This is a genomic window from Chryseobacterium sp. (assembly GCF_041914225.1).
GTDB lineage: Bacteria > Bacteroidota > Bacteroidia > Flavobacteriales > Weeksellaceae > Chryseobacterium.
Genome location: NZ_JAYSDT010000046.1, coordinates 16,283 through 31,690 on the forward strand (window position 1 = coordinate 16,283; position 15,408 = coordinate 31,690).

The 15,408-nt window shown below is 36.9% G+C and carries 17 protein-coding genes; 9 read left to right on the forward strand and 8 right to left on the reverse strand.

From position 1 onward, the window contains the following. Positions 1-90: 90 nt before the first annotated feature. Together ACE3RB_RS16455 and ACE3RB_RS16460 are read left to right on the forward strand one after the other, a co-directional pair. Positions 91-399 (forward strand): co-chaperone YbbN, encoded by a 309-nt coding sequence (locus tag ACE3RB_RS16455; RefSeq protein WP_002980001.1) that lies wholly within the window; start codon positions 91-93, stop codon positions 397-399. Then, complete coding sequence (locus ACE3RB_RS16460; RefSeq protein WP_002980002.1) at positions 399-647, forward strand: hypothetical protein; 249 nt, start codon at positions 399-401, stop codon at positions 645-647. The genes ACE3RB_RS16455 and ACE3RB_RS16460 overlap by 1 nt, the downstream gene beginning before the upstream one ends. Before the next feature lie 467 nt (positions 648-1,114). Here the strand turns inward: ACE3RB_RS16460 and ACE3RB_RS16465 are convergent, their stop codons facing one another. The 3 genes from ACE3RB_RS16465 to ACE3RB_RS16475 are packed head-to-tail and all read right to left on the reverse strand — an operon-like array spanning position 1,115 to position 3,359. Beyond that, complete coding sequence (locus tag ACE3RB_RS16465; RefSeq protein WP_374465204.1) at positions 1,115-1,804, reverse strand: Bax inhibitor-1 family protein; 690 nt, start codon at positions 1,802-1,804, stop codon at positions 1,115-1,117. A gap of 38 nt (positions 1,805-1,842) precedes the next feature. Next, positions 1,843-2,277 carry a peptidylprolyl isomerase gene (locus ACE3RB_RS16470; protein ID WP_374465205.1) on the reverse strand — a complete coding sequence of 145 codons (435 nt, stop codon included), beginning with the start codon at positions 2,275-2,277 and terminating at the stop codon, positions 1,843-1,845. Between the two features lie 47 nt (positions 2,278-2,324). After that, entirely contained in the window at positions 2,325-3,359 is a 1,035-nt protein-coding gene (locus ACE3RB_RS16475; RefSeq protein ID WP_374465206.1) for an acyl-CoA reductase, read from the reverse strand. A 59-nt stretch (positions 3,360-3,418) separates the two neighbouring features. Between ACE3RB_RS16475 and ACE3RB_RS16480 the strand changes: the two genes are divergently transcribed. From ACE3RB_RS16480 to ACE3RB_RS16510, 7 genes are all read left to right on the forward strand, one after another. Next, positions 3,419-3,769, forward strand: coding sequence for a 4Fe-4S binding protein (locus ACE3RB_RS16480; protein WP_002980006.1), 351 nt, complete (start codon positions 3,419-3,421; stop codon positions 3,767-3,769). Positions 3,770-3,880: 111 nt separating this feature from the next. Continuing rightward, positions 3,881-4,951 (forward strand): 3-phosphoserine/phosphohydroxythreonine transaminase, encoded by a 1,071-nt coding sequence (gene serC, locus ACE3RB_RS16485; protein ID WP_374465207.1) that lies wholly within the window; start codon positions 3,881-3,883, stop codon positions 4,949-4,951. A gap of 113 nt (positions 4,952-5,064) precedes the next feature. Then, complete coding sequence (locus ACE3RB_RS16490) at positions 5,065-6,030, forward strand: D-2-hydroxyacid dehydrogenase (RefSeq protein ID WP_374465208.1); 966 nt, start codon at positions 5,065-5,067, stop codon at positions 6,028-6,030. A gap of 2 nt (positions 6,031-6,032) precedes the next feature. Continuing rightward, the gene (locus ACE3RB_RS16495) at positions 6,033-7,277 is read left to right on the forward strand and encodes a DUF1015 domain-containing protein (protein ID WP_374465209.1); all 1,245 of its coding nucleotides are present in this window, start codon (positions 6,033-6,035) and stop codon (positions 7,275-7,277) included. Positions 7,278-7,332: 55 nt separating this feature from the next. After that, complete coding sequence (locus ACE3RB_RS16500) at positions 7,333-8,736, forward strand: M28 family peptidase (RefSeq protein WP_374465210.1); 1,404 nt, start codon at positions 7,333-7,335, stop codon at positions 8,734-8,736. Between the two features lie 2 nt (positions 8,737-8,738). Beyond that, positions 8,739-10,097 carry a M20/M25/M40 family metallo-hydrolase gene (locus ACE3RB_RS16505; RefSeq protein ID WP_374465211.1) on the forward strand — a complete coding sequence of 453 codons (1,359 nt, stop codon included), beginning with the start codon at positions 8,739-8,741 and terminating at the stop codon, positions 10,095-10,097. Positions 10,098-10,994: 897 nt separating this feature from the next. After that, positions 10,995-11,225 (forward strand): hypothetical protein, encoded by a 231-nt coding sequence (locus tag ACE3RB_RS16510; protein WP_332387127.1) that lies wholly within the window; start codon positions 10,995-10,997, stop codon positions 11,223-11,225. A 159-nt stretch (positions 11,226-11,384) separates the two neighbouring features. Here ACE3RB_RS16510 and ACE3RB_RS16515 read toward each other — a convergent pair whose 3' ends face one another. From ACE3RB_RS16515 to ACE3RB_RS16535, 5 genes are all read right to left on the reverse strand, one after another. Then, positions 11,385-11,606, reverse strand: a complete 222-nt coding sequence (locus tag ACE3RB_RS16515) for a hypothetical protein (protein ID WP_374465213.1) — start codon at positions 11,604-11,606, stop codon at positions 11,385-11,387. Between the two features lie 133 nt (positions 11,607-11,739). Next, on the reverse strand, positions 11,740-12,315 hold the full coding sequence (locus ACE3RB_RS16520) for a hypothetical protein (RefSeq protein ID WP_374465214.1): 576 nt from the start codon (positions 12,313-12,315) through the stop codon (positions 11,740-11,742). Between the two features lie 151 nt (positions 12,316-12,466). Then, positions 12,467-13,504, reverse strand: coding sequence for a peptidylprolyl isomerase (locus tag ACE3RB_RS16525; protein ID WP_228370561.1), 1,038 nt, complete (start codon positions 13,502-13,504; stop codon positions 12,467-12,469). An 81-nt stretch (positions 13,505-13,585) separates the two neighbouring features. Beyond that, positions 13,586-14,098, reverse strand: coding sequence for an FKBP-type peptidyl-prolyl cis-trans isomerase (locus ACE3RB_RS16530; protein ID WP_374465215.1), 513 nt, complete (start codon positions 14,096-14,098; stop codon positions 13,586-13,588). A 169-nt stretch (positions 14,099-14,267) separates the two neighbouring features. Further along, positions 14,268-15,338, reverse strand: a complete 1,071-nt coding sequence (locus tag ACE3RB_RS16535; RefSeq protein WP_374465216.1) for a branched-chain amino acid aminotransferase — start codon at positions 15,336-15,338, stop codon at positions 14,268-14,270. Positions 15,339-15,408 lie beyond the last annotated feature (70 nt).

The following is a 15,408-nucleotide window of genomic DNA, read 5'->3' on the forward strand; positions in this document are numbered from 1 at the left end:
AACAATCTCAGGATTATTAAAAGTTATCTCATTTTCTCTTTTACAAATCATTGACACATTTTCAAATTAATAAATTTTCAAATTACAATCATGTATACAGAATTAACCGAAGATACATTACAAAATATAGTTAACGACAACGAAAAAGTAGTTGTTCAATATGGTGCAACATGGTGCGGAAACTGCAGAATCATGAAGCCGAAGTTCAAAAAATTAGCAGCTGAAAATGATTCTATCCCATTTTTATATGTAGATGCTGAAAAGCTTCCTGAAAGCAGAAAATTAGCAAAAGTAGACAACTTACCTACTTTCGCCATCTTTAAAAACGGAGAACTGGTAAACCAGGTTCAGTCTAACCAGGCAGAAAGTTTAATTAACCTTTTTAACGAATTAGCATAATGAAATTACCCGTAATCAGACAGTTTTATCAAAATCAGACTCCTGAAAATCTTGAAAAAACATTAGAAGTTCTGGAAAGTTTCTGCGAATTCAGAGGAACAAGCGAAGAAGATTTAAATGTTGCAGGAGAATTAATCACCAATATTTGCGGAGCTTTAGAAGTTCATGCCAATGTACAAAACGGAATGAGCGAGAAAGACGCCTTAAACTCTTTTGCTCAGAAAGTTTTAGGATCAATTGACAAATAATCTTTTGATAACCTCTATCAAAAAATTATAAAAACACAAAATACAATACCTGAGGTTTTTCCTCATTACTATACTTTTTTCTATTCTTTAAGAATCTTTTATTTCAACTGTAAAATGTACTTCGAAGGACCTTAACCGGTCATATGAAGCTGGAAGTTGTATGAAAAATTTTAAAGAATAACCAATAAAATCCCGGTGAAATTTTCATCAGGATTTTTTTGGTTTTGGTTTAAAACACGAATAACACGAGCGATTTCACAAATAACACAAATAAATATACGCAAGCATCCGTGTTAATTTGTTGAAATCCGCAGGATTAAACAATCGATATAATTATAATTTAAACAGGCTAAAGCCCGTTCCTATTGAATTCGTGTTATTCGTGAAATCATTTGCGCCATTTGTGTTAAAAAGAAAAACCCCGATGAAAATATCACCGGGACTATTATAAAAAAGATCTTTATCTGTTAGTTTCTTCTGCTCATCAGAATACTCAGAATATACCAGAATAAAAGCATAATTGAAGCAAAAAGCTGCAATGCCGCTCCCACATACTGATTGGTGCCATAAGAGTCTTTCAGTTTACTCGTCTGATATAGAATAGTAGCTGAAGCTAAGATCACCATCCCTACTGAAAACCATAACCCAAGATTAAAGCCAAAGATCATTCCTCCTACAATCAGTCCGATGGAAATAAACCCACCGATTACAATAATATTTCTTAAGAAAGAAAAATCTCTTTTAGAAGTAAATGCCACAGCAGAAATACCTGCAAACATAGCAATGGTTAAAGTAGCTGCCTGAAAGATTACATTAGCCCCGCCTTCAATATTGGTGGCAATAAAAAGCAAAGGCATAAAGATAATTGCTTCCAGCAGGATGTAAAACCCTAATCCTAAATACTGAGTAGATTTACTTTGTGAAAGCGACCATTTGGAAGCTAAAACAGAAGCTAACCAGAAAACTCCGATAATCAGCAGCCAGATGTATCTCTGACCAAACATCATCGCAATAAGTTCTACCGGAACCGTTTTTAATAATATCGTTTCCACTCCAATAAATGCAAGAATCGATAATGCAACATGCAAATACGTCTTCTTGTAAAAATTTGCCTTCTCCACCTCTGAAGAATGAGCAACTAAAACATCTGTCATCATAGTTAATATTTTTTTGTTAATCGAAAATAAAATAAGTCTTATTTCGCAGGTAATACCCCAAGAATTTTTCCGTCATCCTCAAATACAGCAGTAATAACTTCCTTGGAAGATCCTCCCTCATATTTGTATTTAATACTCGGATGACTGATTCCATCCATTGTTTTATAATATCCGGCCTTTAAGACTTCAAGTTTTTTGTTGGGATCAATACCGTCTTTGACTTTTTTAAGCACATCATCCGTCACAATTTCCTTTACCTTCTCAGAAATCAAGCCATCAATAGCCGTACGGTCTGAAGCCTGCAAAGCCACAACGAACTTCTGGAAGTTATCATTATACAAACTGATCTTCTCTTTACTTATAGTAGCCTGCACTTCCTTTTCAGGACTGTTTCCAACCTTTGCACCGGTTACTTTCTGTGCAAAAACCAGCTGTCCGCCAACAAGCGCCAGACCCAGCAATAATTTTTTCATAGTATTCATTTTTGTTCTGGTGAAATAAGTGATGGAAGATACGAAAATCAGACCAGTTCTAAAAATTTCATTGTATCCACATTATCTGCGTAGGTATCAAGACCCGGATTTTGTGCTTCGCCAAACGGAATTGCATTCAGTCCCAACTCCTCTTTTGCCACCACACACTGAATATTTTCTTCATTTTCTGCAATAAAGCTTTTCACATCATCCAAAGATTCATATCTGCTGAAGTTGATTACAGAAAGCGGACTGAACAGTTTTTCATCCTCTTTCAGCATCACAAAATTGTTATCCCAGAATTTATCCTGATTCAAAAGATAAACCGCTCTGTTATAATCATAATTATTGGCATATTTATTATGATTGATAATATCCTGGAATCCTAAGAAGTTCTCAAACAGCCTGTCAATCACAAAATCCTGCGGGATAAAAATTCTTGTTACATTTCTGCATCCCAATCCGAAATACTGGAAAATATCTTTTGCCAGCAACTGCAGTTCTTCATTCGTTTCATCACCTTTCAAAACCGCAACAGAAGTCCTGTTCTTACGGATAATGCTCAAATGATTCTTAAAATAATATTCCAGATATCTAGCTGTATTATTGCTTCCTGTCGCAATAACGGCATCAAAGTTTTCTAATTTTTCTACAAATTCAAAAGGCACGTTCCCATTGGAAAACTCATTCCATTTTTTAAGTAAAAACGGAATTATATATTTATCTTTTGAAGACAGCTTAACAACAGGAATATGATGGGCTAGAATCACGGAAATCACATCATGAAATCCCACCAAAGGAATATTTCCCGCTAAAATAAGTCCAACTCTTTTTGAAATTTTAGAAATGGAATAATTGGCAAGCCAGTTTCTGATGTTGTCTTCAGTCAGAATTTCCGACCATTGCTGTAAAGCAAATTTCTGATTATCAACTGTAAACCATGGGTTCTCTATTTCAGATCTTTTTAACAATAATTCAATATCAGCATCATCTTCATTGTGATCCTCCGGTTTCTTCGCTAAAAACGCTTTTATATAATCGCTTAACTTAATAAGTCCTAAAACTTGATTTTCGGTATTCATAATTACTTTAAAATTGGGTAAAATTTTGTAATTTTGTGCAAATTTAAAAAAAATTAGCGATGGCTATTAAAATAACTGATGAATGCATTAACTGTGGGGCTTGCGAACCAGAATGCCCGAACAATGCAATATATGAAGGAGCTGTAGATTGGAAAGCTTCTGACGGTACGGCTCTTCAAGGTACAATTACTTTGCCGTCAGGACTTACTGTAGATGCCAATGCACCACAGGAACCCGTAAGTGATGATGTATATTTCATTGTAACAGATAAGTGTACAGAATGTAAAGGATTCCATGAAGAACCTCAGTGTGCAGCGGTATGTCCTGTAGACTGCTGTGTGCCAGATGAGGATCATGTAGAATCTGAAGAAGCTCTGCTTAATAAAAAAGCATTCTTACACGGCGAATAAAAAATTTCCGTCTCATGGTCTGTGAGACGGTTTTTTTGTCCAAAAATCCCAATTTAACCCAAAAATAAAGCTAAAGGAATTTCAATCCGGAAGCAATCAAAAAATAAAAATATGAGCAAAAAGCACAACTTCAGCGCAGGACCATGTATTTTACCACAGGAGGTATTTGAAAAATCAGCACAGGCTATCTTAGACTTTAACGGTATTGGATTGTCTCTACTTGAAATTTCCCACAGAAGCAAGGATTTCGTTGCGGTAATGGACGAAGCGCGTGCCATTGTAAAAAGATTGATGAATCTTGGTGATGATTATGAAGTACTTTATCTGGGAGGAGGTGCCAGCCTGCAGTTTGCAATGGTTCCTTACAACCTGATGAAAGTAGGTGGAAAAGCAGCTTACCTGGATACAGGAACATGGGCAGCGGGAGCCATCAAAGAAGCTAAAAAAGTAGGAACAGTAGACATAGTAGGCTCATCAAAAGAAGAAAACTATTCTTTTATTCCTAAGAATTATACGGTTGGGTCAGAATATGATTATTTCCACTGCACTTCCAACAATACCATTTACGGAACTCAGATGAAATCTTTCCCTGAAGTGGATACACTGATGGTTTGTGATATGAGTTCTGATATTTTCTCAAGACAGCTGGACTTTTCCAAATTTGATCTGATCTATGCCGGTGCTCAGAAAAATATGGGACCTGCAGGAGTTACCTTAGTGGTGATCAAAAAAGAAATCCTTGGAAAAACAGGAAGAGAAAACATGTTTTCTATCCTGGATTATTCCCAGCACATTGCTAAAGAATCCATGTACAATACTCCACCGGTATTTCCTGTGTATGCCTCTTTACTTACCCTTCAGTACCTTGAAAGAAACGGAGGTATTGCAGCAGCAGAACAGAGAAATGAAGCGAAAGCCAAGCTTTTATATGATGAAATCGACAGCAATCCGTTATTCGAAACTTTCTGCGTAAAAGAAGACCGTTCACTGATGAATGTTTCTTTCAGAATTACGGATGAAAGCAAGAAAGAAGAATTTGATAATGCCTGGAAAGCTGCCGGAATCAGCGGCTTAAACGGACACAGAAGCCTTGGCGGTTACAGAGCAAGTTTATACAACGCTCTGCCAATTGAAAGTGTACAGGTTCTGGTAGATGTAATGAAATCTATCAAATTAGTATAAAAAAATTCAAAGATTGAAAGATTTAAAAACAGTTAATTAAAATTTATTAATTTGCGCCCCGGTTTTACAATGTTGAAACAGATAAATCTTTCAATCTTTAAATCAAATAATTCATGAAAGTTTTAGCAAACGACGGAATCTCAAAAGCAGGAGAAAACGCTCTGAAACAAGCCGGAATTGAAATTCTGGACAATAGAGTGGCCCAGGATCACGTTATTAATTTTATCAACGATAATAATGTGACCGTTCTTCTTGTGAGAAGTGCCACGAAAGTAAGGCAGGATCTGATTGATGCATGTCCTGGACTTAAAATTATCGGAAGAGGCGGTATTGGAATGGACAATATTGATGTGGAATATGCCAGAAGCAAAGGCATTAAGGTCATCAATACGCCTACAGCATCTTCAAAATCAGTGGCGGAATTGGTTTTCGGACATTTCATTTCACTGGCAAGATTCCTTCATGAATCCAACAGACTGATGCCTCTGGAAGGAGAAACGCATTTCAATGCGATGAAAAAATCATTCAGCAATGCGCATGAGCTTTCAGGGAAAACATTAGGAGTAATCGGCTTTGGAAGTATTGGCCAGGAAGTTGTAAAAATAGGAATTGCTTTAGGAATGAAAATAACCGTTCTGACAAGAAGTCCGAAAACAGAAGTTCTTACGCTGAATTTTTTCGATGGGCAGTCAGTTAACTTTGAAATCACTTCCACCAATGATATGGAAGCATTCCTTAAAGATGCCGATTTCATCAGCATCAATACGCCGAAAACGAATGAATACATTCTGGACACTCCTCAGTTTGAAAAAATGAAAGACGGAGTCTATATTGTAAATACTGCAAGAGGAGGTGTCATCAATGAAGTGGCACTGATTGATTTTATCGAATCAGGAAAAGTAGCCGGAGCGGCACTGGACGTTTTTGAAAACGAACCGAACCCCGAATTACCTTTGCTGATGAATCCTGCATTATCACTTTCCCCTCACGTAGGCGGAAATACGGTAGATGCACAGGAGAAAATCGGTATCGAACTTGCAGAACAAATTATTAAGCTACAAAAAGAAACTATAAGATAAATATGCCTGTTTTTAAACCTTTCCGTGGAATAAGACCTCATAGAGACTTTGAGAGTACTTTCCCTACCCATCCACTGGATAATTTCACCCAGGAAGAGATTGCGGAGAAAGCTCAAGTTGAAAATACTTACATCAATATGATCAAACCCTATGTTGTAAGTAAATCCAAAGATATTGACCGGAACCTGAGGAAGATCCGTTCTACATTTGAAGAACTTCTGGAAGAAAAAAAATTAGTCCAGGACAATTCAGCCTATTATCTTTATGAGCAGATCTATCCCAACAAACAGATGTTCAGAGGACTTCTGGGATTGGCAAGTATTGAAGATTTCTGGAATGGAAAAATCAAAAGACACGAAAGTACCATTCCGCAGAAAAAGGAAAAACTGGCCCATTATCTTGAAAAGGTAAATCTGCAGGCAGAACCTGTGCTTCTTACCTATCCGGCCAATTCAAAAATTGAATTGCTGATGAACCATGAGGAAAAAAATGTCCCTATCTTCAACCATGTGGATTCACTTGGTATCAGACACAAAATATGGAGAATTGACAATCGTCTGAAGCTGCAGCAGTTTAAAGAAGTAATTGATCAGATTGATTCTTTCTACATTGCCGATGGACACCACAGAATCGGATCTACAGCATTAAATGCCAAATATCATAAAGAGAAAAACAAAAAACATAACGGTACAGAGCATTACAACTTTGTATATAGTTTTATTGTTTCCAACCAGTCGATCAAAATTCATGACTATAACAGAATTTTACATGATCTGAATGGAGTTTCTCCGGAAGATTTCCTGAAGCAGCTTGAGCAGTATTTCCTTATTCACGAAAAAGGAGAAACACCATACTACCCTTCTCAAAAGTTCCACATTTCGATGTATATGGACGGTAAGTTTTACTCTCTTCACGTAAAGCACGATCTTCGTTCCAAGGAAATGTCTCTGGACAATCTGGATCACCACCTTCTGGACAAGTATATTTTCAAAAATATTCTGAAAATTGAAGATCCGGACAGCTCTGAGCTTATTTCTTATGTAAAAGGAACTTCCAACATCAACGGAATCAATATCCTAAAAGAAAAAGTAGATAACGGAGAAGGCAAGGTAGGTTTCGGGATTTACCCTGTAAGTTTTAATGATATGATTAAAATTTCAGACTTAAAACTAAGTATGCCTCCGAAATGTACATTTATTGAGCCAAAATTGATTACAGCCTTAGTAATGTATGATATGAAACCTTAATAATTTCCTATTTTTTCCCTAATTTTATCAATGGAAAAAGAAAGGTAAATAATAAATGAAAAAAATATTCATTATACTTCCACTCTTTTTGAGTGGATTTTTATTTTCTCAAAAAAAGCCACAAAAAAATCCGGCAAAAAAAGGAACGGTTGCCAAATTCAATTATCATGATGAGTTCAGAAAAATTTCGGATGAAATTATGACCAACGGCACCGCTTATGAAAACCTGGGAGAACTTACCAAAGGAATCGGGCCGCGTTTCAGTGCCACGCCAGGATATGCAAAAGCGGTAGAATGGGCCGAAAAAAAATTTAAGGAAATCGGCATAAACATGATCTGGCGGCAGGAAGCCAAAACACCGGTTTGGATCAGAGGAAAAGAATCCCTGCAGATAAAAGCCGGAAACGGAGACTGGAAAAATATCAGGATGCTTTCTTTTGGAAACTCTGAAGGAACAGGCGGAAAAGACCTGACAGGTGAAATTGTTTTAATTAATTCCACTTCGGAGCTTAACGCCATGTCAGTAGGCCAGTTAAAGGACAAAATAGTTTTCGTGAACGTTCCTATGGATCCGAAGATTATCAATACTAGTGACTCCTATTTACAAACGGCAAAATCAAAATTAATTTCCGCTTCTGTCATTGCCAAAACAGGCGCAAAAGCATTAATTATAAGATCGCTGACAACCGCCAATGATGACACTCCACATGCCAAAATGATTTACTACGAACCGGATGATAAGATTAAAATCCCGGCTTTATCTATCGGGGTAAGATCTGCGGACGAATTGGAGAAAACCCTGAAAAGACAAAAAGTTACCGCTAAAATCAACATGACCGCACAATCAAAAAGCGATACTACAAATCCCAATATCATTGCTGAAATTCAGGGCAAAAAAGATTCTAAAGTAATTGTATTAGGTGCCCAGCTTGATTCCTGGGATGTTGGCGAAGGCGCCATTGATGACGGAACAGGTGTTGTGCAGTGTATTGAAGTTTTAAGGACATTGAAAGCACTTGGATACGAAAATAATCACACCATCAGGGTCGTTCTGTATGCCAACAGTGAAAACGGAGGACAGGGCCGCGAAATGTACGCAGCTTATGTAAAAAAGAAAGATGAAAAACATGTATTTGCTTTAGGAACTGATGCCGGAGGATATTCTCCACGGGGATTTTCTTTGGATATGTCACCCCAGAGAAGAAGACTGGTATATCCATGGAAAGAATATTTTCTTCCTTACGGGGTTTATGATTTTGACCAGACAGAGGCTATTCAGGACATTTCACCTTTGAAAAAACTTGATATTCCCCTGGCAGAGCTTGTTGTAGATACACAAAGATATTTCGATTACCATCATTCCGAACAGGATACTTTTGATAAAGTAAATAAAAGAGAACTACTGCTCGGAGCGGTTGCCATCACACAGATGATTTTTATGGTTGATAAAAACTGGTAACAATGAAAAAGATATTAGGAACATCATTATTACTTTTTGGAATGGCCGCATATGGCCAGTACAAAGAAGACTCTATACAATTCAAAAGAATTTCCACAGAAATTCTGAACAATGGCAAAGGATATACTGAGCTGAGAGAGCTTACAAAAAATATCGGACATCGCTTAAGCGGTTCTGAAGCTTATGAAAAATCGGTACAGTGGGCAGCACAGAAACTCCGTGATGCCGGAGCTGATAAGGTATGGCTTCAGGAAGTCATGATCCCGGTTTGGGTAAGAGGAAAAGAATCCCTGCATATTCAAACCGCCAAAGGAACATGGAAAAGCATCAAAATGCTTTCGCTTGGAAATTCTGAAGGTACAGGAGGAAAAGATGTTTCAGGTGAAATCATCATGGTAAAATCACTGGAGGAATATGATCAGCTTCCCGCCGAAAAAGTAAAGGGTAAAATTGTCTTTTTCAATTACCCGTTTAATCAGGGAAATGTACAGACTTTCATTTCTTACCGTGATGCAAGCGCTTACAGACGGACTACAGCTTCTTTAACGGCTAAAAAAGGAGGTAAATTTGCCATTGTCAGATCACTTTCTTCTGCCTTCGACGATGTTCCCCACACAGGAAACATGCGATATGAAGATAAGGTTTCCAAAATACCGGCTGTAGCCATCGGAAGCACTACGGCAGACGAACTGGAAGCATTAGTAAAAAATCAGAAAGTCACGGCAAAACTCAATTCCAACTGCGGAATGAAAGGAGAGAAACTCTCCCACTCTGTTATTGGTGAAATCACCGGTAAAAAAGATCAAAGTGTTATTGTTGTCGGCGGACACCTTGATTCCTGGGATGTAGGTGAAGGTGCCCATGATGACGGGGCCGGAATTGTGCAAAGTATTGAAGTATTGAGAACCTTTAAAAAATTAGGGATACAAAATAACCATACCATCAGGGTTGTATGTTTTGCCAATGAAGAAAACGGAGTAAAAGGTGGAATTCAATATGGTAAGACAGTAAAGGAGAAAAATGAAAAACATCTTTTTGCTATAGAAACGGATGCCGGGGGTTTTGCACCGAGAGGAATTGCCCTGGATATGGATGATGCCAAAAGAAACCAGATCAAAAGCTGGTCAAACCTGTTTCTTCCTTACGGAGTGTATAATTTTGAAGAGCGGTTTTCAGGAACGGACCTCTACCCGCTTCACGATATGGGTATCCCCGCAGCCGAACTGATGCCGGATTCTCAGCGTTATTTTGATATACACCATACAGTAGAAGATACTTTTGAAAAGGTGAACCGAAGAGAGCTTTTACTGGGCGCTACCGCATTGACACAGATTATCTATATGATCGATAAAAACTGGTAAATATGAAACCGTCTTTAAGGACGGTTTTCTTTTTAAACACTGTTGATACAAATCATCAATTCAAATATTTTTTCCCACTGATTTCGCAGATGTGCACAGATAATAATTTGATTCGTATGATTCTATTTGTGGAATTTGTGTAAAAATATTAGTGCTATTTGTGGTTTATGATTAAACACAAATGACACTAATGATCTCACGAATAACACAATTTTATAAACTCATCCATTCAAACAAATTAAAATAAGTTGAAAATGGTATTCTAATCATTGGTCTTATCTTTAAGGACAAAAGTTTCATGCTAAACTTTTCTGATCATATTTTAAATAGAAAAAACAATTTCTCCGTAATATTTTCTTTGTTGTCATTAATAACACCTAAGTAATAGAAAATTTTTCTACGTTTAAGGAAATAACAGATGAAAACACGCTTGAATACTGATCTCATCAAACCCGTGAAACAAAGTGTTAATCGCAGAATATGAACTTTGGCATAATATTGGCATGTAAGTTATTGAGAAAAAAAATAAAAAAAAACTAAGGATGAGAAAAAAGGTTTTCTGTGGATTTTCAGTTTTTCCACTGATTCAAGTTCATATGTAAATATGAATCCCTTTTTTTTCTACGATGCCGTAAAAGATACGGGTCCGTGATTAACTAACCCCCATTAGTTCTTCACAGCAGTTTTGCACCCCGTATCTGACTGGTATCACAATAACCAGGAATCATTTATTGATTCAAAAAAAACAAAAATATCCCGGACTTTCAGCCCGGTATCGTAATATAAATAAATGGCAAGTCATCGTGAACCTTAGCCCAGTAAAAGAATATATTCTTTTTACCGTGATGAGTGCGCCTTTATGATATAAATTAATGTATAACCCTTAAAATGTTAGTAATGATGAGAGCGTTTTTTGAAATGATTTTTAAGAGAAATGAAGATGCTGCGAAATTGCATATATGGAGCCTGATGCTGGTGTTGAGTTTTGCTGCATTTTCTGTGTTGGTATACGCCACAAAACCAAGCTTTAACAGCTTAATTATATACCTGACGGCATTTGCTGCTTATATCGGGTTTGGCCTTGTATTCATCAGTTCCCTGGCTGGAACAAGTGTGAAGAAAAGATAACAAAACATATAACTTTCAATTTATTTTTACTTGGAAAACCGCCCTGTTTTTGGGGCGGTTTTTTATTGAGTTCAAGTTGTTAAAAACATAACAAAAAAGCCACTCCTTCCGGAGCAGCTCCCGTGATAACAACAAGTGCTATCATCACATCGTAAAAATTTATTCTTTAAACATATTCTTCAGCATTTTTTCGAGGATCTTCTGGGTTTCTTCCTCAATCATTCTTCCGGATTTTTCAACCATTTTCTCTCTGAAAGGTTCACAACAGGCTTTGATACCGAAGCCTTCATCTGTTTTAATCAGTTCCGGATGCAGATTGTGCGCTTCACACATCTCCGATTCTATTTCTTTTTTTATCCCATCGTAATTCAGATCCAACATAATTATTTTGTTTTTTATAAGTGCCGGATAAAGATAGAAGTAATAATCCCTTACTGAAATCCGTATTTTTACGGTATTTACAGGAAACGAAGAAACACTTCTTCAAGGCAGTTTATTTTTTACTGCTTAACTTTTAAAATTTATCCAGAATTTTCTTCGGTAAGATTTTCACCAGTTCTTTTTTATATTCTTTTTCAAGAACAACAAATTTCCATGCCTTTTTATCTTTTGCAACAGCACAGGCTTTCATATGGGCGTTGATAAGATAGGAACCTTCGTTAGCTAAATATTTTACATTATTCGCTCCATATTTAGCTGTTAAGGCGCTGTTCATTTTCTTTTTCATGTCATCATTTAATGAACTGACGTTACATTTCAGTTTCAGAAAGTAATGGGTAATAGCAAAATATTCATTGGTAATGAGTTCAGGTTTTTCAATAGTTCCAAATTTTAAATCCTGCACTTCAATTTTCATGAATGGATTATTGTAAGTCATATTCAAAATCTGAGTCATCTGTTCTTTTGAAACTATCGTGAAGAATTTTGGATATATGCAGCTTACCGCCTGATCGATCTGTTTGGATTGAATGCTGCTTACGAAATAAGTAAGTGATTTTTTTATTGCTGCATCATCAGAATCCGCCTTGGTCTGTGAAAAAGCAGTAAACGACAGCAAAACGAGCAGAAAAAAAAGTAATTTGGTTTTCATGATTGGGGGTGTTACATTTTTGTCAGAAAAATCATTAAACTTTCCAACTGTAAAATGTGTCGTGCTATTGACTCAGTTCGTTACAGAATATTTTGAGCAAAATAAAAAAGCCATCCTTTCGGACGGCTTTTACCATATTTTGAAGATTCAATTATTTTACTTTTACAAGCTCAACATCGAAAACCAACCATGAGTTTGGCGGGATTACCCCTCCTGCTCCTCTTTCTCCGTAAGCCATTGCCGGCGGAATCAATAATGTTGCTGTTTCACCTTCTTTCAATAAAAGGATCCCTTCATCCCATCCTTTGATTACTCTTCCCATTCCGATTGGAATTTCGATCGGCTCATTTCTTTTGAATGAAGAATCGAACTCAGTTCCGTCCACTAATTTACCTGCATAGTGTACAGATACATTGTCACCAGCTTTAGGAGCTTTACCGTCAGCTGTTTTTGTGATTTTATAATAAAGACCGGATTCAGTTTTCTGCATACCAGCTTTCAGGCTTTCTACCAGTTTCTCCTGGTTAGCTTTGAATTCCTCTTCTTTTTTCTTTCTTTCAGCTTCTTCTTTAGCGATGAAAGCTTTATTGTTTTCTGCGATTTTAGCTTTTCCTTCGTTGAAAGTTTTAGCTGCATCGTAATGTTTGTACTCGTCACCTTTACTGAAAACAGAAACTTTTTCTAAAACGATATCTGTTTTAGGCTTATCCTGAGCTCCTTTTTCAACATTGGCGATAGCATCAATCACTTCAGTTCCTTTTACTACTTTTCCGAAGATCGTATGTCTTCCGTCCAACCAAGGGGTAGCTACTTCAGTAATAAAGAACTGAGAACCGTTTGTATTTGGTCCTGAGTTTGCCATAGAAAGGATCCCTTTTCCTGTGTGCTTAAGGTCATTTCTTTCATCCTCGAATTTATATCCCGGATCTCCCATACCTGTTCCCTGAGGATCACCTCCCTGGATCATGAAATCTTTGATTACTCTGTGGAAAATAGTTCCGTCATAGTAAGGAACTCCTTTAGCCTTAGCTTTGTTATCGATTTTCCCTTCTGCAAGACCGATAAAGTTGGCTACAGTTACTGGTGCTTTCTTGTCTTCAAACTTCACAATCATATTCCCTTTTGTGGTTTGAAGATTGGCATAAAGTCCGTCATTAAGACCTTCGTAAGTTTCTTTGTCTACGTTCATTTTTTTATAAATTGGGGTACAACTCATCAGCGAAATACTTGCCGCTGCCAGAATTATATTCTTGTTAAACAATTTCATGTATTATAGAGCTTTTAATTTTATGATTAATGGAATGTCGTTGTCTATTTTCTTTTCGTCTCCGTAGGTTCCGTAAGCCAGAGAAGACGGTACCAAAAGCGTTACTTCCTCACCATCACGTATAAAACGTAAAGCATTCTCCACCGCTTTCAGTTCATCAAAATGCCCGAATCTGGCATCTCTTCTTTCAAAAGGTTTGTCATAGATTTTAGTTTCGTCAAAATCATACAGATCATAGGAATAGGAAATCATGGTTTCATCTTTCCTTTTTTCTCTCTGATCATAACCTTCCACCGTTACCCAGTAATTAAGCTGCGTAGGATAATACTTTACAGACTGGCCATTGATCCAGTCCTGAATCTGCCCCCGTTCTATAGTATTCAAATTTTTCATCCTGTTTTTGGAAATATCCAGGTCCTTCTGGCTTAAAACACCGCCTACAGGAGGATGGGCCGTCTGGGCATTTCTGTTGCAGCTCAACAGGCTTATGGCTGATATGAAGAGTATTTTTTTCATAAACTTTTGCGAAAATACACATTTCGGGAATCAATTACAAAACTTGGTCAAGAAATGTGTGAATGTAATAAAATATCGATCATGTCTACAACTATTCATTCATTTTTATAAATACATAGATACGAAAAAGCCGGGAAAAACCCGGCTTTCATATTGTTATTTTATAGTATTATACTGTTTCCAAAGCGTGATCTACAGTAACTCTCCACCCGAACGGATCTTCAGACAGGTTGGTTTGTAAATCTACAAGGTCTTTCTTAAGGATCGCTGCAAAGCTTTCTTCATCAGATAATCTTGGAAGATCAAGTTTTTCTCCCTGATATCCTAAAGCCTGGAACTGAGTGGTTACTACTGCTGTACCTACTCCCCAAACTTCTTTAAGAGAACCGTTCTTTAAAGCTTCAATTACAGTTTTCACAGCAATAGGCTCTACTTTTACTTCGATTCCTCTTCTCTTTGCCAACTGAATAAAGCTGTCTCTTGTTACCCCGTCAAGGATTTTTTCAGAAGTCGGAGGTGTATAGATTGTATCGTTGATTCTTACAAATACGTTCATTGTACCACTCTCTTCGAAATATTCGTGAGTAGCATCATCTGTCCAGATTATCTGCTCATATCCTTCTTCTATAGCCAATTGTGTAGGATAGAAAGAAGCAGCGTAGTTCCCTGCAGCTTTTGCAGAACCTACTCCTCCGTTTGCAGCTCTTGAATAGTGGTCAGAGATTTTCACTGATACCGGTTCTGAATAATAGCTCTTCGCTGGCGTTGCAACGATAGCAAACATATATTTATTCGAAACTCTTGCTTTCAAAGCTTCTTCTGTAGCAAAAATCAAAGGTCTGATATAAAGAGACATTCCTTCCCCCTGTGGAATCCAATCTCTGTCGATATCTACTAATGCTTTTAACCCGTCTAAAAACATTTCTTCAGTCACTTCTGGCATAGCAAGACGCTTCGCTGACTTATTGATACGTTCAAAATTCTTTTCAGGCCTGAAAAGGAAAACCTGCCCGTCTTTGTCTTTATAGGCTTTCATACCTTCAAAACAAGCTTGTCCATAATTTACTCCCATCATAGCAGGTGTAAATGGAATCGGACCGTAAGGAACTAATTTTACATCACCCCATTTTCCGTTTTCGTACTCACAAATGATCATATGATCAATGAAAGTATTTCCGAATGAAAAATTGTTAGGGTCAAATGTAGAAATTCTGGAGTTTTCAGTTTTTTGAATTATCATTTTTAAAAATTTTTACGATGTTCTACAAATTTAACATAATTTTCTAAATATAAAAATTTTAGAGTAAATT